This window comes from Pseudooceanicola sp. NS-SX9 (assembly GCF_057380705.1).
In genome coordinates this window covers 3463888-3485000 of the sequence record NZ_CM170818.1, presented here as the reverse complement: position 1 = coordinate 3485000, position 21113 = coordinate 3463888, and the positions used below count along the sequence as shown (strand labels likewise).

Sequence of the window (21113 nt, the reverse complement as noted above, 5' to 3'; positions counted from 1 at the left end):
CTAGGCATGACCAGGATGAAGGTTAGGTAACACTAACTGGAGGTCCGAACCCACACCTGTTGAAAAAGGTCGGGATGAGTTGTGCCTAGGGGTGAAAGGCCAATCAAACTCGGAGATAGCTGGTTCTCCGCGAAATCTATTTAGGTAGAGCGTCATCCGAATACCCCGGGGGGTAGAGCACTGGATGGGTAATGGGGTCCCACAGACTTACTGATCCTAACCAAACTCCGAATACCCGGGAGTACTAGATGGCAGACACACTGCGGGTGCTAACGCCCGTAGTGAAGAGGGAAACAACCCTGACCTCCAGCTAAGGCCCCCAATTCATGGCTAAGTGGGAAAGCAGGTGGGACGACCAAAACAACCAGGAGGTTGGCTTAGAAGCAGCCATCCTTTAAAGATAGCGTAACAGCTCACTGGTCTAATCAAGTTGTCCTGCGGCGAAGATGTAACGGGGCTCAAGCCATGAGCCGAAGCTGAGGATGCCGTAAGGCATGGTAGCGGAGCGTAGTGTGACATAGTTCCATGCGTCCTTATCGGTCTCCGGACCGTATTGGACGCAAGGAGCTTTCTGTGAAGCCGGCCTGTGAGGGATCCGGTGGAGAGATCACTAGCGAGAATGATGACATGAGTAGCGACAAAGAGTGTGAGAGACACTCTCGCCGAAAGTCCAAGGGTTCCTGCTTAAAGCTAATCTGAGCAGGGTAAGCCGGCCCCTAAGGCGAGGCCGAAAGGCGTAGTCGATGGGAACCAGGTTAATATTCCTGGGCCAGTGGGATGTGACGGATTGCGAATGTTGTTCGACCTTATCGGATTGGTCGGGCCGCTCAGCAGTCCCTGGAAATAGCCCCACATCAGACCGTACCCTAAACCGACACAGGTGGACTGGTAGAGAATACCAAGGCGCTTGAGAGAACGATGTTGAAGGAACTCGGCAAAATACCTCCGTAAGTTCGCGAGAAGGAGGCCCGGTTCTAAGGCAACTTGGAGCCGGGGGCACAAACCAGGGGGTGGCGACTGTTTACTAAAAACACAGGGCTCTGCGAAGTCGCAAGACGACGTATAGGGTCTGACGCCTGCCCGGTGCCTGAAGGTTAAAAGGAGGGGTGCAAGCTCCGAATTGAAGCCCAGGTAAACGGCGGCCGTAACTATAACGGTCCTAAGGTAGCGAAATTCCTTGTCGGGTAAGTTCCGACCTGCACGAATGGCGTAACGACTTCCCCGCTGTCTCCAACATCGACTCAGCGAAATTGAATTGCCTGTCAAGATGCAGGCTTCCCGCGGTTAGACGGAAAGACCCCATGCACCTTTACTACAGCTTCACACTGGCATCAGGCCAAGCATGTGCAGGATAGGTGGTAGGCTTTGAAGCAGGGACGCCAGTTCCTGTGGAGCCTCCCTTGAGATACCACCCTTGCTTTGCTTGATGTCTAACCGCGCACCGTCATCCGGTGCCGGGACCCTGTGTGGCGGGTAGTTTGACTGGGGCGGTCGCCTCCTAAAGCGTAACGGAGGCGCGCGAAGGTTGGCTCAGGGCGGTCGGAAATCGCCCGTTGAGTGCAATGGCATAAGCCAGCCTGACTGCAAGACTGACAAGTCGAGCAGAGACGAAAGTCGGCCATAGTGATCCGGTGGTCCCAAGTGGGAGGGCCATCGCTCAACGGATAAAAGGTACGCTGGGGATAACAGGCTGATACTGCCCAAGAGTCCATATCGACGGCAGTGTTTGGCACCTCGATGTCGGCTCATCTCATCCTGGGGCTGGAGCAGGTCCCAAGGGTATGGCTGTTCGCCATTTAAAGAGGTACGTGAGCTGGGTTTAGAACGTCGTGAGACAGTTCGGTCCCTATCTGCCGTGGGTGTAGGATACTTGAGAGGAGTTGCCCCTAGTACGAGAGGACCGGGGTGAACGAACCACTGGTGGACCAGTTGTCGTGCCAACGGCAGTGCTGGGTAGCTATGTTCGGAAAGGATAACCGCTGAAGGCATCTAAGCGGGAAGCCCCCCTCAAAACAAGGTATCCCTGAGGGCCGTGGTAGACCACCACGTCGATAGGCCGGAGATGTAAGTGCAGCAATGCATTCAGTTGACCGGTACTAATGGCCCGATAGGCTTGATCTGAACCAGTAGAAAACAGACCAAGATCAGAAGCACACACTTCGGACACGTTGATTGTATCCCTCAAAGGTTTTTCCTTGGTCTGGTGGTCATAGCACGAGCAATACACCCGGTCCCATCCCGAACCCGGAAGTTAAGTGCCGTCGCGCTGATGGTACTGCGCCTCAAGGCGTGGGAGAGTAAGTCACCGCCAGACCTAGAAAAAACCTGAACGATGTCCAATAACAAGAAGGCCCCGAGCAAATCGCTCGGGGCCTTCTTGCTTGCTAAACAACCCCAGGGCCGGGATGCCGATCCGACAGACCCCGAAGATCCCGGAGCGCCAGAGGAGACGTAACCGGTGTCTGTAGCCCACGTTGCCGTGTGTGGCGTCGATTGCGAAGTGATACGCATCTCATGATGGGGAGTGCGTTTCGCAATGTGCGCGATCAGATCGTTTCTCAATTCTCTGGGCGTCGAGGTCCATGCCTCGGGTCATCGGCGCTGGCCGGATGGGGCCAAGGCCCGTGCGGTTTCGGAAACGCTGAAGCCCGGCGTGACTGTGAACTCCGTGGCCGAGCGGTACGGCATCCGTCCCAATCAGCTTTCGGCATGGCGACGGCTTGCGAAGGACGGCAAGCTGGTGCTGCCCGCCGCTGCTCCCGACGAACCGGTCTTCTCGCCTCTCGTGGTCTGCGATCCTGCCGAAGATGTTGGGACGCATGAGGCAGGGCCTGTTCTGTCCCCGATCCAGATTGCCCATGGCGGCGTCGTGATCGAGTTGGCGCATGACACGCCTGCGGTCCGCATCGCGGAGATTGTTCATGCCCTCGGGATGACGCCGTGCTGATGCCGTCTCAGGGCGTGCGGATCCTGGTGGCGACGAAGCCGGTAGACTTTCGGAAAGGCCATGACGGGCTCGCAGCGCTGGTCCAGTCCACGCTGGCCGAAGATCCTTTCACGGGGACGGTATTTGTCTTCCGCTCAAAGCGGGCTGACCGGTTGAAGATCCTGTTCTGGGACGGCAGCGGTCTGGTCATGGCTTACAAGCGCCTGGAGGAAAGCACCTTCACCTGGCCTGCCATCCGCGACGGCGCCATGACGCTGAACCGGGCGCAGTTCGAGGCCCTGTTCGCAGGCCTGGACTGGCGCCGGGTGCGATCGCTGGAGGTGCGCCGTCCGGCTGTGGCAGAGTGACTCGGCCTGGGGAATATCCGCGCAGTACGGCCTGAAGCGCGGTATCATCCGGCCATGTCCAGCGCCTCGCCCATCGACCTGTCCGCGATCCCCGAGAGCCAGCGCGCCGCTGTTCTGGCGCTGCTGCAGGAGCGTGATGCGCTGAAGGACGCGAGACCTGTGGCTGGAGCATCTCGTGGCCGAGCTGAACCATGTCGTGCATGGCAAACGCTCCGAGAAGCTGAGTGAGGACGACCGGCAGCTGGCCTTCGAGGACCTGGAAACGGCCATCGCCGAGACCGAGACCCGCAAGGAGCAGGCTGCGCCGTCCACCACGACGCCGCGCCGAACGCGTCAGCGCAACCTCGGCCATCTGCCTGCGGATCTGCCGCGCATTGAGCGCGTCATCGAACCGGCGAGCCTCGATTGCCCTTGTGGCTGCGGTCGCATGCACCGGGTCGGCGAAGATCGTACAGAGCGCCTCGACATCGTCCCGGCGCAGCTCCGCGTGCTGGTCGACATCCGGCCGAAGTATGCCTGTCGGATCTGCACGGACGGGGTCACTCAGGCTGTCGCAGCGCCCTGGCTGATCGAAGGCGGGATGCCGACCGAGGGCGCCATCGCGCACGTCCTGGTGTCCAAGTTCGCGGACCACCTGCCATTTTACAGGCAAAGCCAGATCCTTGCCCGCTCCGACATCCAGATCGACCGCAGCACCTTGGCGGACTGGGCGGGCACAGCCGCGTTCCACCTCGGCCCCGTGGTCGACCGGCTGACCGAACACCTGAAAGGATCGACCAAGCTGTTCATGGACGAAACCACCGCCCCAGTGCTGGACCCCGGTCGGGGCAAGACCAAGACCGGCTACCTCTGGGCTCTGGCGCGTGATGACCGCGGTTGGGGCGGAGAGGATCCGCCCGGTGTCGTCTTCACCTACCATCCCAGCCGCGCAGGCGCGCACGCGGAACAGATCCTGCAGGGCTTCGACGGAATCCTGCAATTGGACGGCTACACCGGTTACGATCGGTTGACGCGCCCCTCCCGCAAGGGCGGCGCGCCGATCACGGTCGCGCATTGCTGGGCACACGGTCGCCGGAAGCTGAAGGAGGTCTTCGACCGGGATGGATCCGAGATCGCTGCCGAGGGACTGCGCCGGATTGCCGAGCTCTACCGCATCGAGGCCGAGATCCGCGGCATGGGCCCCGGTCAGCGCCTGTCGGCCCGCCAGACCCGCAGCGTGCCCCTCGTGGCCGAGTTCGGTGATTGGCTGCAGGCACAACGCCTGCGTATCTCGGCCAAGTCGCGGCTGGGTGAAAAGCTGACCTACATCCATCGCCACTGGGGCGGACTGCAGACCTTCCTCCACGACGGTCGCATCGAAATCGACTCAAACGCCATCGAGAACCTGATCCGGCCGATCGCCTTGACGAGAAAGAATGCCCTCTTTGCAGGACATGACGAGGGCGGTCGTACCTGGGCCCGCATCGCCTCCCTGATCGCCACCGCGAAGGTCAATGGCGTGGAACCCTTCGCTTATCTGAAGGCGACCCTCGAAGCGATCGCCGCCGGTCATCCGGCCAGACGGATCGACGAGCTCCTGCCATGGAACTTCACCCCGTCAAGCTGAACACGCGTGGGGCGGAAACACCGGTTACGAGGAGACTGACCGGCCCCCCGCCGATCCCTCGTTCATGACCAGGCTCTGCGGGTTGGAGATCGGTCGTCTTGCCGGTCTTCCCATGGCTTGGGGGTGAGGCCTCGAAACGACACCTCAACCCTACACCTCGATCGCCACCCGGGATCACACCGGCAGCGGCGTCGAAATGACACCAGCTCTTCGGACACTGACCCTGCGGACCGATCCCGGCGCGCCAGAGGAGACCCTCATCGGAAGCACACCCCCGCCACCCAGGGCACACGCCGGATGACCGCCCCGGCGCGCATCAACCTCCGGTGACGCACAGCGCAGCCCCGAGGAACATCCCAGGATCGGCACGAAAAAGGCCGGGCGCTCTCGCACCCGGACCCCAGCATCATACCCGATCAGCCAAGACCAAGCTTGCCCGCAAGCGTCGAAAGATCCTCCGCAAGCGTGTTCACCTTCGCAGAAAGGATCGTCCGGTCCCCGTCGCTCAGGTGGTCATACGTCTGGTAAACACCCTTCTCGTCACGGTACTTCGACAAGATCTGATCCACCGTGTCGAAGTTGTCGTCGCACTTCTGCACAAACTCGGGATCGTCCGAAAGCATCGGGCGCAGAAGCTCGTAGATCTCCTTCGCCCCCTCGAAGTTCGCGTCAAAATCCCAAAGGTCCGTGTGGCTGTAACGGTCTTCCTCCCCAGAAATCTTCGTCGCAGCAACCTCTTCCATCAGCGCCGCGATAGGGCAGGGCTACACTCCTGCTTCCGCCAGGCGTAGGATGTCGGCATGATCCTCAATCCCACCCTTTTCGACCGCTTGGGCCGCTCGCGGTTTCGCAGCCGGTTCAGGTTGGGCCCTAGGGAACGCGCCTATGCCGACCAGAAGGGCCGCAGCGTGATCGAGGTCCATGCCGCTGATTTCATTGCCCGGCGTCTGGCCCCGGAATGGCCCGAGAAGGACGGAAAGCAGACGCCGATGCGGGGGCATCCGGTCTTTGTCGCCCAGCATGCGACGGCCTGCTGTTGCCGGTCCTGTCTGCAGAAATGGCATGGCATCCCGCAGGGCAGGGCCCTGAGCGAGGCCGAGCAGGCCCATATCCGCGCCGTCGTGATGCGTTGGATCGATGTGCAGATGGGGTTGAAGGATCCACCATGAAAAAGGGCCGCCAGAGCAATCTGGCGGCCCGTTTCGATACCCTGGATCCTGCTGCGATCAGGATGCGCCGGTATCGATCTGCGGCGTCACCGACATGCCGGTGCGCAGGTTCTTCAGATCCCTGTTGTCGGGATCGATAGAGATCCGCACCAGCAGACGCTGCACGATCTTGGTGAAGTTGCCGGTGGCATTATGCGCCGGAATGCTGACGTAGCTGGCGCCGCTCGCGGGGGCGAGCGAGGCGACCTTGCCGGTGAAGGTCTCGCCCGGCAAGGCATCGACGGTGAAGGTCACGGCCTGGCCGGGGCGCACGCGGCCCAGCTGGGTCTCGCGGTAGTTGGCATCGACATAGAGGGCGCTCGGCAGCGGGACCACCAGGCAGGCCACACCCTGCGGCCCGGCCAGCGCCCCCACGCGCAGCTTCTGCACACCGATGGTGCCGTCGATCGGCGCGCGGATCTGCGTCCGGTCAAGATCCAGCTGCGCCTTGTCACGGGCGGCCCGGGCACTGGCCTGGTCGGCTTCGGCCTCTTGCTTGCGGGCCTCCAGGACCTTGCTTTGCATCTTCGCCTGGGTCAGGGCCGCGTCCGAGCGCGCCACGGCGGCCTCGGCCGTCTCGACATGGGTGCGCGCGGTTTCCTGCGCCTGTTTCGAGCCCGATCCGTCCTGCGCCAGGTTCGCGTAACGCGCCGCATCCGAACGGGCGAGCTCAAGGTTGGCGGCATCGGCGCGGGTCTGCGCCTGGGCCTGGTCGATGGCGGCGGCCTGCTGGTCGATCTGGGCGCCAAGTGCGTCCAGCGCGGCGCCGGCGGTCTGCAGGCGGGCCTCGGCCGAGGCCAGCGCCAGCTTGTAGTCGCTGTCGTTGATGCGGGCGATGACCTGGCCTGCCTTGACGGGCTGATGCTCGTCCACGTCGACCTCGACCACGCGGCCCGAGACCTCGGGCGAGAGGGCGACGATGTCGGCATTCAGATAGGCATCATCGGTGGATTGCCAGCGGGCATCGCTGGCGGGGCGGTTGAAATAGATCCAGGCCGCCCCGAGGACAATGACGAGGACGCCGAGAAGAAGGGTGCTTTTGGTACGGGACATGGGGGTTTCTTGGTAACATTGGCAGGGATCGGCCCTGCGGAGAGAGGTGTCAGCGCGCCGGCGCGGGCTGCGGGGCGGGGCCGGCCGGAGGGCGCGACAGGTCGGGGGCGGGGATGTGCTGCATCATCATGCCGAACGGGGCCAGCAGGAAGGCGAAGGCCCCCAGGATCAGCAGCACGTCACCATTGGCGATCACGAAGGCCTGCTGTGTCACGGCGCCCAGCATGGTTTGCAGGCTTTCGGGCATCGGCAGGGTGATCCGGCCGATGTAATCGGTCATGTGGGCGGTTTCGTAGGCCTCGCGGTGTTCCAGCACCTTCTCGATCACGGCCGAGCCCAGCGTGGTGCCGAAGGCGCGGATCGTGTTGACGGTGCCGGCGATGTAGGGCCCTTCCATCGGATGCACGACCGAGGTCGCCAGGAACAGCAGCGACACGATGAACATCGGCTGGCCCAGGCATTGCAGGATCTGGGCGATCAGGAACTGGTCCGCCATCCAGGCCGAGGTGATCCGGCTGCTGAGCCAGCAGGCAATGCCGATGCAGACCAGACCCAGGCTGAGGACCACCCGCGCATCGACCCACTTGCGATAAAGCAGCAGCGCCACGCCCGGCGCCACCAGGATCTGCGGCAGCGCCACGATCAGCGCCAGGGGGGCGACCTCGAAGGCGCGGAAGCCGTGCAGGGCGCCCAGGGCGGCAGCGGGGATCATGCTGGAGGACAGCATCACCACCAGCACGCAAAGCAGCAGCGAAAAGCCCAGCCACAGGTTGTGACGCGCCAGAAGCTGCGGCTTGATGAAGGGCGAGGGGTGCGTCCACTCGGTGTAAAGATAGGTCACGACCAGCAGGGCGCTGGCCAGGAAGCACCAGCAGATCAGGCCGGAATGCAGCCATTCCAGACGGTTGCCCTGGGTCAGGGCGACGACCAGAAACGCCAGTCCTGGCATTCCCAGGCACATGCCCAGCCAGTTGCCGGTGCGAAAGCGGGGCTTGATGATCGGATCGTTGGGCAGTCCGATATGGACCAGCGAGGCCGCGATGATCCCGGCCGGGATGATCTGCCAGTACAGCCATTGCCACTGCGCGATGTCGCCCTGCCAGACGCCGGTCAGCCCGACGGCGATGTTGGGCGCCACGGTCGCGGTCATCGAATACAGCGCCAGCCCGTGCAGCCGGATCGATGCGGGCATGAATTTCAGCGCCGCCATCATCAGCACCGGGACCAGGCAGCCCGCCGACATGCCCTGCACGAAGCGCATCGGCAGGATCAGGTCGAGGTTGTGCACGAAGGGCAGGGCCACCGCCATGCCGCAGCAGATCGCCAGCGAAATCTGGTGGAACCGCCGCAGCCCCAGCGTGATGGCGAACCAGCCCGCGAAGGGCATCACCAGCAGCTCTCCGGCGGTATAGCAGGTCTCGATCCACGAGGCCGCGTCCTGGCTGGCGCCGATCTGCGCCGACAGATCCGCCAGCGCCAGCGCGCCGACGCGGGCGTTCACCCCCGACATCAGCGCCCCCAGCAGGATGCCCCCAAGAGCCGCGGCGATGCGCGGGGTGAAGGGCGGCGGACCCGGCGGGCGACCGCCCGGGGCGGCGCCCGGCCCGGGGCCTTTGGCGGGCGCCCCGACGGGCTGTCCGGCGGTGGCGTTCACGAGCGTGCTCCGGCGGTCTTGGCCGTGGCCTTGGCGGCGGGCGCATCCACCGGCAGCGGCGGCTGGGCGCGGTAATCGCCCCCCGTCGCCTTGTAAAGGTCGATGGCAGCCAGGCTGGTGGCGGCCTCGCCCTCGGTCAGGGACTGGCGGCTGGCCAGCAGGTCACGCTGCGCGACCAGCTGCGGCAGGTATTCCGTCAGGCCTTCCTCGTAGTTGCGTTCAGCGCTGTGCAGGTCGGTCTGGTGCTGCGTCACGGACTGGCGCAGGTAGACCAGCCGCTCGCGTTCCTTGTGCTCGGCGTTCAGCGCGTCCGAGATCTCGGTCCAGGCGGTCAGCACGGTGTCGTGGTAGGCGACGGCGGCGGCGCGTTCCTTGGATTGCGTCATCTCGTATTGCGCGACGATCCGGCCGCCTTCGAAGATCGGCAGGGTGATCGACGGGCCGATGCCGAAATAGCGTGAATCCCAGTCGCCCAGCTGGTCCCGTTCGAAGGCCTGCTTGCCGAAGCTGCCGGTCAGCGAAATGCTGGGATAGAAATCCGCCCGTGCCGATTTCCGGGTCGCGATCGCGGCGTGCAGCGCGGCATCGGCGGCGTGAACATCGGGGCGTTTCAGCGCCAGCTCGGACGGGATGCCCTTGGGCGGGGTGTTACGCGGCATCGGCACCGGGCCGGATTTGGACAACATCTGGTCTAGCGAATGGGGCGGCTGCCCCAGAAGTTGTGCCAGAGCATTCATCAGCCGGTCCCGGCGTTCCTCGGCGCGGGGCAGCAGGGCCTGCACGTCGGCCAGCTGCGCCCGGGACGAGGCAATGTCCTTGTCGCCGGAAACGCCGTTGTCGACGCGGGCCTGTGCGATCTTCACGGCATGTTGGGCGATGGCCAGGTTGTCCTGGATCGTGCCGACATCCTGCTGGGCGGCGCGCAGCTGCACATAGGTGGCGGCGACCTGGGCGGTCAGTGCCAGGATCGCGCCGCGCATCTTGTCATCGCTTGACAGGGCGGCCATGCGGGCGGCCTCGCGGCCGTTGCGGGCCTTGCCGAACAGGTCGATCTCCCAGGCGCTTTGCAGGCCGGTGTCCCAGATCCCCGCCGAGGCCGAGCTGGCCCCCGCCGCCACCGCCGGCCCGTCGGCGCTGAGCGCCGCGCGCTCGACCCCGGCGCTGGCCGAAAGCGTCGGCAGAAGCGCAGCATTCGCGACCGAGACTGACTGGCGCGCCTGCACGACACGCTCGACCGCCTGGTCCAGGTCCAGGTTGCTGGACAGGGCTCGGCTTTCCAGCGTGTTCAGGGTGGTGTCGCGGAAGGTCGACCACCAGGGCGTGCCGGTGGTCGCCTCGGCGACGAACTGGGCGCGCAGGGCGACATCGGGGGTGGGGCCGTCCTGGCGGGGCAGGCTGGCGCAACCGGCCAGCAACAGGGACATCGCGGCGGCGGCAGGGGCGGTCGAACGCAGGCGCAGGCCCGCGTCCAGGGCAGGGGACATCTTCACGGTGGAGGCTCTCTCGGCGGCAGAACATTTCTTGGGCGGGCTGAACCGTACCGTTCGGTTTACCCACCGTACCGAGCGGTACTATCTTTCCATTCCGGCTTTGTCGAGTATGATATTTGCGTGATTGCAGGGGGTATCGTGTCGGAAAACGGGATCGTAATGGACAGCTCGGTTGCGGCGGAACCCCTTCCTGGCAAGGCCGGAAAGGTTCTGGAGGCCGCGCGGGGCGTGTTTCTGGAACATGGCTTCTCGGCCGCGACGACGGACATGATCCAGCAGGCGGCCGGGGTCTCCAAGGCGACGGTCTATGCCTATTTCCCCAGCAAGGAGGCCCTTTTCACCGCCGTGCTCGAGGCCGAGTGCACCCGCCACATGGCCAACTTGCGCGCCATGCCGACGCCCGGGGATGATCTGCGCGGCACGCTTCGGCGGGTGTCGCTGGCCTATCTCGACTTCCTGCTGTCGCCCGAGGCGCTGGCGCTGCACCGTGCCGCCGTGGCCGAGACGATCCGCTTTCCCCAGATCAGCCGCCGCTTTTACCAGGCCGGTCCCGAGACCTTCAGCGGCACGATCCGCCACATCCTGCAGCAGGAGGCCGCCCGCCAGCTCGCCACGTTGCCCCCCGAAGCCCTGGCCCGTCAGGCGTCGCTTTTCGCGGGAATGCTGCGGGGCGACTGGCAGATCCGGTTGCTGACCAATCCCGACCTGTCCCGCCCCCCCGTGCCCGAGCGTGAAGCCTGGGTGACGATGGTGCTGGACATGTTCCTGCCCGGTTTCGCGCGCGTCCTGGTGGCCTGAGGCCTCTGGCGAAACGCACATACCCGTCGGGCGCGAAAAGCGTGCTTTTCAATCCGTCTGTGCTGTGTACCGGTGTGGCCCCGGAGCAGTCGAAGGAAACATGGCTTGGAAGCGCATTCCGTTCCGGCCGGCCACCGGGCCGGACCCGTGCCGAGGGACCCCGAAACCAATCACCTGGCCGCAGCCCTGCTGCTGGTGGTGGCGGGGCTGGCCCTGCCGGGGGTCAACGCGATGGTGAAATACCTCGGGCCGCATTACAGCATCGTGCAACTGCTGTGGCTGCGCTACGCCGGGCATTTCCTGTTCCTGGTGCTGCTGTGCCTGCCGCGCTACGGCATGGTGATGTTCCGCACCCGGCGCCCGGGGCTGCAACTGCTGCGCTCGTTCTGCTTCTTTGCTGGTTCGCTTCTGGTCTTCATCGGTCTGCAAAGCACCGACATGGCGATGGCGACGGCAATCCAGTTCACCTCGCCGATCATGGTGACGGCGCTGGCGCCGCTGTTGCTGAAGGAACAGGTGGGGCCGGTGCGGATGATGGCGGTGGCCCTGGGCTTTGCCGGGGCGCTGATCGTGGTGCGCCCCTCGGCAGCGGGGGTGTCGGCGGGGGCGTGCTTTGTGCTGGCCTCGGCGCTGGTGGGGGCCTTCGCGCAGATCCTGTCGCGGCAACTGGGCCGGTATGACGCGGCGCTGACCTCGACCGTCTACATGGTGCTTCTGGGCTTCGTCATCGTCTCGATCCCGCTGCCCTGGCATTGGAGCGCCCCGCACAGCCTGACCGATGCCGGGTTGTTCGCCCTGCTGGGGCTGGTGGGCGGGCTGGGCCATTACTGCCTGCTGCGCGCCTACCAGATGGCCAGCGCCGCCTTCGTGGCGCCGCTCTTCTACCTGCAGATCGTCGGATCGGTGGTCTTCGGGCTGACGATCTTTGGCCAGGCGCCGGATGCGATGACGCTGCTGGGCTCGGCGGTGATCATCGGCAGCGGCCTTCTGATCACGGCGCGAGAGCTGCGCCAGCGCCGCCGTCAGGCCACCCGGATCTGAGACCCCGGCCGCAGCAGCGCCGCCAGCGCCCTCAGTTCCGGCCGCGGCAGCGCGATGCAGCCCGCGGTCGGGTAATGCGGCCGCCGCCACTGGTGCATGAAGATGGCCGAGCCCCGCCCCGGTTCAGCCGGATTGCGGTTCCAGTCCAGCACGATCACCAGGTCATACAGCGGATCGGCGCGGCGCATGACCTCGTGACTGGCGGGGTAGGGGGCGCGGACGGCGGTGTTATAGGCCGGATCCTGCGGCGCATCGCACCACAGATCGCCGGGGCGGATGGGTTTCGCCCAAGGGGCGGGGCGCTCCATCCGGTCGGGGCGATACAGCAGCCCCTCGACCGTCAGAACGGCGCGCGGCGTCGCGCCGTCGCCCTCGCGCTTCGCATCCGAGATCCCTCCGCGCCCGATGGCGCAAGGGTAAAGACGCGTCCCATGATACAGGCCCAGCGGCCCCAGGCGCAGGTTCGGCAGGCTCACAGCAGATGTCCCGACTTGGCGGCCTTGGTGGCCAGGTAGTTCTGGTTGAACGGGTTCAGGCCGACCTTCAGCGCCACGCGCTCGGTCACCTCGATGCCGGCCTTCTGCATCATGGCGATCTTGCGGGGGTTGTTTGTCAGCAGCCGGACCGAGCGGAACCCCAGCCGTTGCAGCAGCTCGGCGCCCAGGCGGAAATCGCGTTCGTCATCCTCGAAGCCCAGGCGGTGGTTCGCCTCGACCGTGTCAAAGCCCTGATCCTGCAGGGAATAGGCGCGCATCTTGTTGGCCAGGCCAATGCCGCGCCCCTCCTGGTTCAGATACAGCAGCACGCCCGCGCCTTCCTCGCCCATCTGGGTCAGGGCGCCGCGCAGCTGCGGGCCGCAATCGCATTTCAGGCTGCCCATCACGTCGCCGGTAAAGCAGGCCGAATGCAGCCGCGCCAGCACCGGCTTGTCGCGCGACGGCTGGCCGATCTCCATGGCGTAATGTTCCTCGCCGCCGTCCTCGGGGCGGAAGACATGCAGGCGGCCGGCCTCGGACACTGCCAGCGGCAGCCGGGCCGAGACGACATTGTGCATCGTGCTGGCCTGGCTCAGCAGGGCGGCGGTCGGGCCGGCGGGCAGGACCGTCAGGTCGTTGCCCTGTGCAAAGCGCAGCGGATCGGCCAGGTCAAGCACCAGCACCGCAGGCAGCAGGCGGGCGGATTTCACCAGCCGGATGGCGACGCGGTGAATGTCGGCGGCGCCCTCGCGCGCAGCCAGCAGCGGGCCCTTCATCGGATGGGTCAGGTCGTCGGCGGGATCGGCCAGCGACTGTACCCAGTCGACTGTCGCATCGGCCGGCAGCGGCAGCCGCGCCAGGTCGCCGTCATAGGGGCTGGCCTTCAGCGTTTCGGCCCGGCGCGCGGTCAGCGCCAGGCTGGGGCGGCCGGGCAGGGACAGCACATCGGCCAGCCGCGCAGGCGTCAGCGTTTCGGCCGCGATGACCAGCGCGCCCGCTCCGGCATCGGTCAGCACCACCGGCAGCCCCATGCGCAGGTCGGCACGGGCGCGGGCGATTCGTTCGGTGGTATCGGGCGCGAGGCTCATTCAGCTCATCCTTTCGGCATCCCGGGGCCGCCGGGAGGTGCCTGTACATAATCCCTTCACGTCAGGTTTGAAACATTCTCCGTGAAAGCAACACGTCAGCGTGAGACTTCTGTCGCATAACTTGTCGAACCTGCAGGGCGGGCGCATCTGTCGCTCACGCTTAACGGAGGCGCAAGAACATGGGACAATTGAAGAAGATTCTTCTGGTCGATGACGATGAAGACCTGCGCGAAGCGCTGAGCGAGCAGCTGGTCATGACCGAGGATTTCGACGTTTTCGAGGCCGGCAGCGGAACCGAAGCGATGCAAAAGGCCAAGGAAGGCCTGTTCGATCTGGTCATCCTTGACGTCGGTCTGCCCGACACCGACGGACGCGAACTGTGCCGGCTGATGCGCAAGCAGGGGGTGAAAAGCCCGATCCTGATGCTGACCGGCCATGATTCCGATGCCGACACGATCCTGGGCCTCGATTCCGGCGCCAATGACTACATGACGAAGCCGTTCCGCTTTCCCGTGCTGCTGGCGCGCATCCGTGCGCAGCTGCGTCAGCACGAGCAGAGCGAGGATGCCGTCTTCCAGTTGGGCCCTTACACCTTCCGTCCCGCGATGAAGATGCTGGTGACCGAGGATGACAAGAAGATCCGCCTCACCGAGAAGGAAACCAACATCCTCAAGTACCTCTATCGCTCGACCGAGGGCGTGGTGCCCCGCGACGTGCTGCTGCACGAGGTCTGGGGCTACAACGCCGGTGTCACCACCCACACGCTGGAAACCCACATTTATCGCCTGCGCCAGAAGATCGAGCCCGATCCCTCGAATGCGCGACTTCTGGTCACGGAGTCCGGCGGCTACCGGCTGGTGGCCTGAGGATTTCCCCACTTTCCCCGGATGCGGGAAAATTGTATGCTCTGAGCATGTTCTTCGGAACTTCCCGCCTGTATCCGGGTTACGATACAGACCTCCCTGTTGGACTGCCCGGGCCTTGCGCCCGGGTTTTTTTTGTCCTGTCCGTAGGGAAATACGGGGGTTTTATGCCATGGTGCCGGGCGGTGGGCCTCCTGCTGATCGGCCGCGGACAGAGTCGCCCAGCCCGGTCTCCTGCCGGATCAGGGCCTGCGGAAGGCCCCGGTCAGGGTCCGTTTCCTCAGCGGGGCGTCGTAACGCACCCGCCCCGTGACCGAGCGCAACGGCCGGGCGGGGCGGATATCCGCCGCTGCGCCGCAGTTCCGGATCAGAACTCGGCCCAGTCGTCTTCGCCGCCGCTGCCGCCGCCGGCGTTGACCGCCTGGCGCTGCACCGGCGCGCGGGGTTGCTGGGCGGCCGCCGGGGCCGGCATCCGGGCACGGCTGGTGTCGCCGCCGGTGTGGAAGCGCAGCATCAGCGTGCTCAGCTCCTCGGCCTCGCGGTTCAGCGCGCTTGAGGCCGCATTGGTTTCCTCGAACATGGCGGCGTTCTGCTGGGTCACCTGATCCAGTTCCTTCATGGTCTGGTCGATCAGCGCGATGGACGAGCTTTGCTCGTTCGCCGAAGCGGCGATCTGGCTGACTAGCCCTGCGACATTGGCAACCGAATCCGCGATGGTCTTCAGCGCCTCGCCGGTCTCGTTGACCAGCTCGACACCGCTTTTCACTTGCTCACCCGAGGTCGAGATCAGCTCTCGGATCTCGCGAGCCGAGGTCGAGGACCGCGCCGCCAGCGCCCGAACCTCGGTCGCGACGACCGAGAAGCCACGGCCGGCCTCACCCGCCCGCGCTGCCTCGACCCCGGCATTCAGGGCCAGAAGATTGGTCTGGAAGGCGATGTCCTCGATCACCTGGATGATGTTCGAAATCTCCGAAGAGCTTTGCGAGATCGAGGCCATGGCGTTCACCGTCCGGCGCACCACCTCGTCCGAATCGACGGATTGCTGGCGCGCCTCCTCGGCCACGTTGGAGGCGCTGCGCGCCGCATCGGCGGTCGAGCGGACGTTGGCGCTGATTTCCTGAATGGCATTGGCGGTGTCCTGCAGTGACGCAGCCTGCCGTTCGGTCCGCTGCGCCAGGTTGTTCGAGGCATTGGCGATGGCATCGGCATCCTCGGAAACGGCACGGGCATTGCGGATGACCTGCTGGACGGTCTCGCGCAGCTCATTGATGGCACGGTTGAAATTGTCGCGCAGCATTTCGTGGTCTGCATCGAAACGCGATTCGATGGTGACCGACAGGTCGCGTTGCGCCAGTCGGTTCAGCGCGTGGCTCATCCCGTCGACGACAACTTTCTGAACGCGGGCCACGTCCTGGGCGCGCGCCTGCTCGCGCTGCATCGCCTCGCGAGATCTAAGGTCGGCCTCGGCCGCGCGGGCGTCCAGGGTATGGCGTTGGCGGATCGACAGGAACAGCACTGCGGCCTCGACTGCGACGATCACCGCATGCAGCGTGGTGCGTTCCAGGTTCGCGATCAGGTCGCTGTCGGGGTAGATCAGCCTGGGCATCAGCACGGCCAGGGACAGGTGATGCGCGGCGATGGCCACGGCCCCGGCGATGATCACGCGCGGATCGGCCATCGCCATGGTCACGGCCAGCAGCGCAAAGAACAGCATGTGGCTGTCCAGTTGCCAGATGTGCCCGGCCAGTGCCGCAGTGAAGGCAACCGCCTGGCCGATCAGCCCCAGGGCCAGCAAAATGCGTCCGGTCGGACCGCCCGCCATGTTGCCGTAAAAGGCCAGGCCCGCCATTGCCAGGCTCAGCCCCAGCACGGGCAGCGGGTTGTTTCCGACCAGGAAGGCCGCCACTGGTGCCAGCGGCACCAGGGCCACAGACAGTTGGGAGGTCAGTTTCATGGCCCGCTGGCGGGCCACCTCGAATTCGGTATTCGTAGTGGTCATCCGTTCACTCCGCACAGGGACAGGACGGCTTCTCCGTCGACGATCAGGAAGGGGCCGGCCGCGCGCAACCGGTCGCCAAAGCCGGGATCCTCCGCCTGCGCGAGGGTGGAGACCGGGGTGGAAAGGGGCGCGGCGCCAAAGCCGCCTGCGTGCCGGATCGCGGCTTCGCGGTCGATCCAGGGAGGCGAGATCACCAGCACGAGGCCGGTGTCCGCCGGGGGCAGGGACATCAGGGTCACGAGCGGTCCGAGGGCCGCAAAGGCCAGAATGGCCGGCAAGAGGGTCAGGATATGCATGGAGTCCCCTTTCGTCCCTCCGGATACTGCCTTTGCATTGCCGAGCCGTTAAATCCCGACGGTGCTTTCCCTCGCATCTTCCGGATGCTAGGCCCGGGGCAGGAACCCTGTCCGGAGCCGAGCCATGCCCTTCACCCTTGCCACCTGGAACATCAACTCGGTCCGCCTGCGCGAAACGCTGGTCGCCCGGCTGCTGCAGGAGGAGGGGCCGGATGTGCTGTGCCTGCAGGAATGCAAGAGCCCGGTCGAGAAAATCCCGATGGAGCAGTTCCGCACCCTGGGCTATGGCCATATCGTGGCGCGCGGCCAGAAGGGCTACAACGGTGTGGCGATCCTGTCGAAGCTGCCCCTGACCGAGGTCGGCGCCCAGGACTTCGCGGCCCTGGGCCATGCCCGCCATGTCGCGGCGCGGCTGGAGAACGGCGTGACGATCCACAATTTTTACGTCCCCGCTGGCGGGGATGCCCCGGACCGGACGATCAACGAGAAATTTGGCCAGAAGCTGGATTACCTGACCGAGATGCGTGACTGGTTCCATGCCGAACGCCCCGAGAAGGCGATCCTGGTGGGCGATCTGAACATCGCCCCGCGTGAGGATGACGTGTGGAATCACAAGCAGCTGCTGAAGATCGTCAGTCACACGCCGATTGAAATCGAGCATCTGGCGCAAACTCAGGAGGCCGGTGCCTGGGTCGACGTCACGCGCCAGGACATCCCCGAGGGCAATCTCTATTCTTGGTGGAGCTACCGCAGCCCCGACTGGGACGCGGCCGACAAGGGGCGCCGGCTGGACCATGTCTGGGCGACGCCCGATATCTCGAATGCGGCGCATTCCAGCCGCGTTTTGCGCGCGGCCCGTGGCTGGGAGCAGCCTTCGGATCACGCGCCCGTCTTTGCCAGTTTCGATCTGTGACCGGGTCTTTCATCTTTCCATAAATACGGAAAATCCGACCGTGATGCGGGGGCGGACAGCGGGGCAGGGGGCTCTGCCCCCGCCGGCCTGCGGCCGTCTCCCCCGGAGTATTTCCGGCCAGATGATGAAGAACCGTTTCGCCGCGGGCAACGTGCTTGGAAAAATCCGGGCGAACGTCCATATAGGGGGCAACGATTTTCGAAGGGAGCTCTCGCCATGATCGAGCTTGGAAGCGGAACGAAGAAACCCGCCGCTGCTGGCGGATTCGTCAAGGATGTCACGGAAGCCACGTTCATGCAGGAGGTCGTCGAGGCCTCGCAGAGCGTGCCGGTGATCGTCGATTTCTGGGCGCCCTGGTGCGGCCCCTGCCGGCAGCTGGGCCCGGCGCTGGAAGAGGCGGTGAATGCCCAGGGCGGCAAGGTCCTGATGGCCAAGATCAACGTCGACGAGAACCAGATGATCGCCGGCCAGATGCGCGTGCAGTCGATCCCCACCGTCTATGCCTTCTTTCAGGGGCAGCCGGTGGACGGATTCCAGGGCGCGCTGCCCGGATCCGAGGTGAAGAAGTTCGTCGACAAGCTGGCCGAGCTTGCTGGCGAGGAGGATAATGGCCTGGCCGATGCCGTCGCCGCCGCCGAGGAGATGCTGGCCGAGGGTGCGGCGGCTGACGCCGCCCAGACCTTTGCCGCCGTGCTGCAGGAAGAACCCGCCAATGCCCCCGCCTATGGCGGTCTGGTGCGTTCCTACCTGGCGATGGGCGATCTGGATCAGGCCGAGGCCGTGCTGAACGGCGCACCGGCCGAGATTTCGGGGACGCCCGAGCTGGAAGCGGCCCATGCCCAGCTGGAACTGGCCCGTCAGGCTGCCAATGCCGGCCCGGTGGCCGAGCTGCGCGCCCGGGTCGAGGCCGATCCTGCCGATCTGCAGGCGCGTTTTGATCTGGCCCAGGCGCTGCATGCCGCGGGAGAGGTCCAGGAGGCCGTCGCCGAACTGCTGGAGCTGTTCCGCCGTGACCGCGAGTGGAACGAGGGCGCCGCCAAGCAGCAGCTGTTCACCATCTTCGACGCGCTGAAGCCGCAGGATCCGATCGTTCTGAACGGCCGGCGCAAGCTCAGCTCGCTGATTTTCGCGTGACGGACCTTTTCGCGTGAGCGGCCTTTCCGGTGGGGGACGTCGGCCTAGGTTTCACGGCATGATGAAACCCGCCGACCTGCCCGACGTGATCCCGGTCTTTCCGCTGCCCGGTGCGCTGCTGCTGCCCCGGGCGCGGTTGCCCCTGCACCTGTTTGAACCGCGTTACCTCGCGATGTTCGAGGATTGCCTGAAGACGCCGCACCGGCTGATCGGGATGATCCAGCCGAACGAGGTCCCGGGCCGTGACGGGCCGGGGCTGTACCACATCGGCTGTGCCGGCCGTGTCACCCAGTTCTCGGAGACCGAGGACGGGCGCTACATGGTCACGCTGGCCGGGATTTCCCGGTTCCGCATCGGCGACGAGGTCAAGGGCTTCACGCCCTACCGGCGTTTCCATGTCGACTGGGCCGGGTTTGATGCCGACATGGGCGGCCCCGAGGCCGATCCGAATTTCCGCCGCACCCCCTTCCTGGAGCTGCTGGGGCGGTATTTCGACGACCAGGGCCTGTCGACCGACTGGGAAACGCTGAAGGAAGCCGAGGACGAGCTGCTGATCAACTCGCTTTCGATGCTGCTGAACCTGGAGGCGGAGGAAAAGCAGGCGCTGCTTGAAGCGCCATCGCTCAGCACCCGGCGCGAGACGCTGGTGATGCTGATGGAATATGCCCTGCGGGGCGGAGACGGACAGGACATCCTGCAATGAACGACACCGAACGGGACACTACGCTTTTCGACCGCCGCATGCTGGAGGCGCTGGTCTGCCCCGAGACCCACACCACGCTGAGCTATGATGCCGAGGCGCAGGAGCTGATCTCGGAGGCGGCGGGGCTGGCCTTTCCGATCCGCAACGGCATCCCGATCATGCTGGTCGACGAGGCGCGCGCGCTGAAGGCGTGACCTTCAGCGCATCAGCTCGGGCAGGTCGCCGGTCAGGCCGGCGGCCTCGCGGATGAAGTTGCGGCGCAGGCCGGGCAGGCGGTTCACCAGCCCCAGGCCCAGGTCGCGCCCGGCGCGCAGCAGCGGATTGTCGTTCGAGAACAGCTTGTTCGTCAGATCCGTTGTCAGCGCCAGCGTCGCCGTGTCGAAGCGGCGCCATTCCTGATAGCGCAGCAGAACGTCAAGGGCGCCGATGTCTTCGCCGCGTTCGCTGGCGCGGGCCAGCACATCGGCCAGGGCCGCCACGTCGCGCAGGCCCGCGTTCAGACCCTGGCCCGCGATCGGGTGCATCCCATGCGCGGCATCCCCCACCAGCGCCAGCCGCCAATCGGCGAAGCGTTCGCAGACCGACAGGCCCAGCGGATAGGTAAAGCGTGTGCCTGCAAGGGAAATCTCTCCCAGGAAATCACCGAAGCGGGGGCGCAGCATGTCCAGGTAGGCGTCTTCGGGCAGGGCGTTGATGGCCTGGGCGGTGGCGGTGCGCTCGCTCCAGACGATGGAAGAGACATTGCCGGGCAGGGGCAGGATCGCCAGGGGCCCGGGCGGCATGAAGAACTGATGCGCGATGCCGCCATGGGGTTTTTCATGGGCGATGGCGCGGACCAGTGCGGTCTGGCCGTAGTCCCAGCCATGGCGGCGGATGCGGGCGCGGCGGGCGGTGCCACTGCCCTTGCCGTCGCAGCCCACCAGAACCCGCCCCGACAGCACGGCGCCCGATCCCAGCGTCACCTGCGCCAGCGTGCCGGACGTGTCCTGCGCGATGACGGTTTCACCGCTGATCTGGGTGATCAGGGGCTGCCGGGCGATGGCCTCCAGCAGGGCGCGGCGCAGAAAGCGGTCTTCCAGCATGTAGCCCATCGGGCCTTCCTCGATCTCGGCATGGTCGAAATGCAGGAAGAAGGGCGCGGCGCCCTGGCCGGCATGTCCGTCCGAGACCTTGATCTCCAGCATCGGCTGGGCGTGTTCGGCCACATGGGTCCAGACGCCCAGGGCGCGCAGCAGCCGCATCGAGGCCAGCGCCAGCGCATAGGCGCGCCCGTCGAACCCGGTGTCGGCGCGGGTCGTCGCGGGCAGGGCGTCGATCAGGGTGGATTTCAGCCCCGCGCGGGCGGCGGCAAGGGCAAGCGCCGGGCCGTTCAGCCCGCCGCCGACGATAAGGAGGTCGCTGGGGTGTTCCATGGCGGTCAATATGCGCGCGCGGACGGGATTGTCCATGCGCCGCGACCGGTCTAGCGTCCGCACGCGAACGGAATGGAAGGGGCGC

The 21113-nt window shown here is 65.5% G+C and carries 19 protein-coding genes, 2 rRNA genes and 1 pseudogene (1 of these 22 running past the window's edge); 13 read left to right on the top strand and 9 right to left on the bottom strand.

Annotated features, from left to right (window positions below; all coding sequences use genetic code 11):
• The 5 genes and pseudogenes from AC2ITM_RS16605 to tnpC form a co-directional block, all read left to right on the top strand.
• A 23S ribosomal RNA gene (locus AC2ITM_RS16605) occupies window positions 1-2121 on the top strand; it begins 706 nt to the left of the window's first position.
• A 78-nt stretch (window positions 2122-2199) separates the two neighbouring features.
• A 5S ribosomal RNA gene (gene rrf, locus AC2ITM_RS16600) occupies window positions 2200-2314 on the top strand.
• 210 nt (window positions 2315-2524) lie between these two features.
• Window positions 2525-2947: a transposase gene (locus tag AC2ITM_RS16595; protein ID WP_486466498.1), complete on the top strand. Its 423-nt coding sequence runs from the start codon at window positions 2525-2527 to the stop codon at window positions 2945-2947.
• Window positions 2947-3294 (top strand): IS66 family insertion sequence element accessory protein TnpB, encoded by a 348-nt coding sequence (gene tnpB, locus AC2ITM_RS16590; RefSeq protein ID WP_486469385.1) that lies wholly within the window; start codon window positions 2947-2949, stop codon window positions 3292-3294. The genes AC2ITM_RS16595 and tnpB overlap by 1 nt, the downstream gene beginning before the upstream one ends.
• 54 nt (window positions 3295-3348) lie before the next feature.
• A pseudogene (gene tnpC / locus AC2ITM_RS16585) lies at window positions 3349-4900 on the top strand (IS66 family transposase).
• A gap of 416 nt (window positions 4901-5316) precedes the next feature.
• Here tnpC and AC2ITM_RS16580 read toward each other — a convergent pair.
• Complete coding sequence (locus AC2ITM_RS16580) at window positions 5317-5643, bottom strand: imelysin family protein (protein WP_486467726.1); 327 nt, start codon at window positions 5641-5643, stop codon at window positions 5317-5319.
• 57 nt (window positions 5644-5700) lie between these two features.
• Between AC2ITM_RS16580 and AC2ITM_RS16575 the strand changes: the two genes are divergently transcribed.
• Complete coding sequence (locus tag AC2ITM_RS16575) at window positions 5701-6069, top strand: DUF4186 domain-containing protein (protein WP_486467725.1); 369 nt, start codon at window positions 5701-5703, stop codon at window positions 6067-6069.
• A gap of 57 nt (window positions 6070-6126) precedes the next feature.
• On the opposite strand, the gene AC2ITM_RS16570 is transcribed toward AC2ITM_RS16575, so the two are convergent.
• Genes AC2ITM_RS16570 through AC2ITM_RS16560 form a run of 3 tightly spaced genes read right to left on the bottom strand, consistent with a single transcriptional unit; the run spans window position 6127 to window position 10299 of the window.
• The gene (locus AC2ITM_RS16570) at window positions 6127-7161 is read right to left on the bottom strand and encodes an HlyD family secretion protein (protein ID WP_486467724.1); all 1035 of its coding nucleotides are present in this window, start codon (window positions 7159-7161) and stop codon (window positions 6127-6129) included.
• A gap of 49 nt (window positions 7162-7210) precedes the next feature.
• Window positions 7211-8815 (bottom strand): MFS transporter, encoded by a 1605-nt coding sequence (locus AC2ITM_RS16565; protein ID WP_486467723.1) that lies wholly within the window; start codon window positions 8813-8815, stop codon window positions 7211-7213.
• Window positions 8812-10299 carry an efflux transporter outer membrane subunit gene (locus AC2ITM_RS16560; protein ID WP_486469453.1) on the bottom strand — a complete coding sequence of 496 codons (1488 nt, stop codon included), beginning with the start codon at window positions 10297-10299 and terminating at the stop codon, window positions 8812-8814. Before AC2ITM_RS16560 ends, AC2ITM_RS16565 begins: the two co-directional genes overlap by 4 nt.
• 165 nt (window positions 10300-10464) lie before the next feature.
• Here AC2ITM_RS16560 and AC2ITM_RS16555 point away from each other — a divergent pair, with 165 nt between their 5' ends.
• Window positions 10465-11103, top strand: coding sequence for a TetR/AcrR family transcriptional regulator (locus AC2ITM_RS16555; RefSeq protein WP_486467722.1), 639 nt, complete (start codon window positions 10465-10467; stop codon window positions 11101-11103).
• A gap of 105 nt (window positions 11104-11208) precedes the next feature.
• Window positions 11209-12144, top strand: a complete 936-nt coding sequence (locus AC2ITM_RS16550; protein WP_486467721.1) for a DMT family transporter — start codon at window positions 11209-11211, stop codon at window positions 12142-12144.
• On the opposite strand, the gene AC2ITM_RS16545 is transcribed toward AC2ITM_RS16550, so the two are convergent.
• On the bottom strand, window positions 12126-12620 hold the full coding sequence (locus tag AC2ITM_RS16545; RefSeq protein WP_486467720.1) for a L,D-transpeptidase family protein: 495 nt from the start codon (window positions 12618-12620) through the stop codon (window positions 12126-12128). The two genes, AC2ITM_RS16550 and AC2ITM_RS16545, sit on opposite strands and share 19 nt — an antisense overlap.
• The gene (gene ribA, locus AC2ITM_RS16540) at window positions 12617-13708 is read right to left on the bottom strand and encodes a GTP cyclohydrolase II (protein WP_486467719.1); all 1092 of its coding nucleotides are present in this window, start codon (window positions 13706-13708) and stop codon (window positions 12617-12619) included. Before ribA ends, AC2ITM_RS16545 begins: the two co-directional genes overlap by 4 nt.
• Window positions 13709-13887: 179 nt before the next feature.
• Between ribA and AC2ITM_RS16535 the strand changes: the two genes are divergently transcribed.
• Window positions 13888-14574 carry a response regulator transcription factor gene (locus AC2ITM_RS16535; protein ID WP_486467718.1) on the top strand — a complete coding sequence of 229 codons (687 nt, stop codon included), beginning with the start codon at window positions 13888-13890 and terminating at the stop codon, window positions 14572-14574.
• Window positions 14575-14938: 364 nt separating this feature from the next.
• On the opposite strand, the gene AC2ITM_RS16530 is transcribed toward AC2ITM_RS16535, so the two are convergent.
• Window positions 14939-16570, bottom strand: coding sequence for a methyl-accepting chemotaxis protein (locus AC2ITM_RS16530; protein WP_486467717.1), 1632 nt, complete (start codon window positions 16568-16570; stop codon window positions 14939-14941).
• Window positions 16567-16866, bottom strand: coding sequence for a hypothetical protein (locus tag AC2ITM_RS16525; protein ID WP_486467716.1), 300 nt, complete (start codon window positions 16864-16866; stop codon window positions 16567-16569). The genes AC2ITM_RS16530 and AC2ITM_RS16525 overlap by 4 nt, the downstream gene beginning before the upstream one ends.
• A 124-nt stretch (window positions 16867-16990) precedes the next feature.
• Between AC2ITM_RS16525 and AC2ITM_RS16520 the strand changes: the two genes are divergently transcribed.
• The 4 genes from AC2ITM_RS16520 (at window position 16991) to AC2ITM_RS16505 (ending at window position 19810) form a co-directional block, all read left to right on the top strand.
• Window positions 16991-17779: an exodeoxyribonuclease III gene (locus AC2ITM_RS16520; protein WP_486467715.1), complete on the top strand. Its 789-nt coding sequence runs from the start codon at window positions 16991-16993 to the stop codon at window positions 17777-17779.
• 216 nt (window positions 17780-17995) lie between these two features.
• On the top strand, window positions 17996-18913 hold the full coding sequence (locus AC2ITM_RS16515; RefSeq protein ID WP_486467714.1) for a tetratricopeptide repeat protein: 918 nt from the start codon (window positions 17996-17998) through the stop codon (window positions 18911-18913).
• A 58-nt stretch (window positions 18914-18971) separates the two neighbouring features.
• Window positions 18972-19616: an LON peptidase substrate-binding domain-containing protein gene (locus AC2ITM_RS16510; RefSeq protein ID WP_486467713.1), complete on the top strand. Its 645-nt coding sequence runs from the start codon at window positions 18972-18974 to the stop codon at window positions 19614-19616.
• Window positions 19613-19810, top strand: a complete 198-nt coding sequence (locus tag AC2ITM_RS16505; protein ID WP_486467712.1) for a Trm112 family protein — start codon at window positions 19613-19615, stop codon at window positions 19808-19810. Before AC2ITM_RS16510 ends, AC2ITM_RS16505 begins: the two co-directional genes overlap by 4 nt.
• 3 nt (window positions 19811-19813) lie before the next feature.
• Here AC2ITM_RS16505 and AC2ITM_RS16500 read toward each other — a convergent pair whose 3' ends face one another.
• On the bottom strand, window positions 19814-21064 hold the full coding sequence (locus tag AC2ITM_RS16500) for an FAD-dependent monooxygenase (protein WP_486467711.1): 1251 nt from the start codon (window positions 21062-21064) through the stop codon (window positions 19814-19816).
• Window positions 21065-21113: the final 49 nt, after the last annotated feature.

What these genes read in the sequence shown, in the direction of transcription:
- tnpB (WP_486469385.1), top strand. Translation starts at nt 2,947, where the DNA reads ATGCCGTCTCAGGGCGTGCGGATCCTGGTGGCGACGAAGCCGGTAGAC.
- AC2ITM_RS16580 (WP_486467726.1), bottom strand. Translation starts at nt 5,643, where the DNA reads ATGGAAGAGGTTGCTGCGACGAAGATTTCTGGGGAGGAAGACCGTTAC.
- AC2ITM_RS16575 (WP_486467725.1), top strand. Translation starts at nt 5,701, where the DNA reads ATGATCCTCAATCCCACCCTTTTCGACCGCTTGGGCCGCTCGCGGTTT.
- AC2ITM_RS16570 (WP_486467724.1), bottom strand. Translation starts at nt 7,161, where the DNA reads ATGTCCCGTACCAAAAGCACCCTTCTTCTCGGCGTCCTCGTCATTGTC.
- AC2ITM_RS16560 (WP_486469453.1), bottom strand. Translation starts at nt 10,299, where the DNA reads ATGTCCCCTGCCCTGGACGCGGGCCTGCGCCTGCGTTCGACCGCCCCT.
- AC2ITM_RS16555 (WP_486467722.1), top strand. Translation starts at nt 10,465, where the DNA reads ATGGACAGCTCGGTTGCGGCGGAACCCCTTCCTGGCAAGGCCGGAAAG.
- ribA (WP_486467719.1), bottom strand. Translation starts at nt 13,708, where the DNA reads ATGAGCCTCGCGCCCGATACCACCGAACGAATCGCCCGCGCCCGTGCC.
- AC2ITM_RS16535 (WP_486467718.1), top strand. Translation starts at nt 13,888, where the DNA reads ATGGGACAATTGAAGAAGATTCTTCTGGTCGATGACGATGAAGACCTG.
- AC2ITM_RS16530 (WP_486467717.1), bottom strand. Translation starts at nt 16,570, where the DNA reads ATGACCACTACGAATACCGAATTCGAGGTGGCCCGCCAGCGGGCCATG.
- AC2ITM_RS16525 (WP_486467716.1), bottom strand. Translation starts at nt 16,866, where the DNA reads ATGCATATCCTGACCCTCTTGCCGGCCATTCTGGCCTTTGCGGCCCTC.
- AC2ITM_RS16520 (WP_486467715.1), top strand. Translation starts at nt 16,991, where the DNA reads ATGCCCTTCACCCTTGCCACCTGGAACATCAACTCGGTCCGCCTGCGC.
- AC2ITM_RS16515 (WP_486467714.1), top strand. Translation starts at nt 17,996, where the DNA reads ATGATCGAGCTTGGAAGCGGAACGAAGAAACCCGCCGCTGCTGGCGGA.
- AC2ITM_RS16510 (WP_486467713.1), top strand. Translation starts at nt 18,972, where the DNA reads ATGATGAAACCCGCCGACCTGCCCGACGTGATCCCGGTCTTTCCGCTG.
- AC2ITM_RS16505 (WP_486467712.1), top strand. Translation starts at nt 19,613, where the DNA reads ATGAACGACACCGAACGGGACACTACGCTTTTCGACCGCCGCATGCTG.
- AC2ITM_RS16500 (WP_486467711.1), bottom strand. Translation starts at nt 21,064, where the DNA reads ATGGACAATCCCGTCCGCGCGCGCATATTGACCGCCATGGAACACCCC.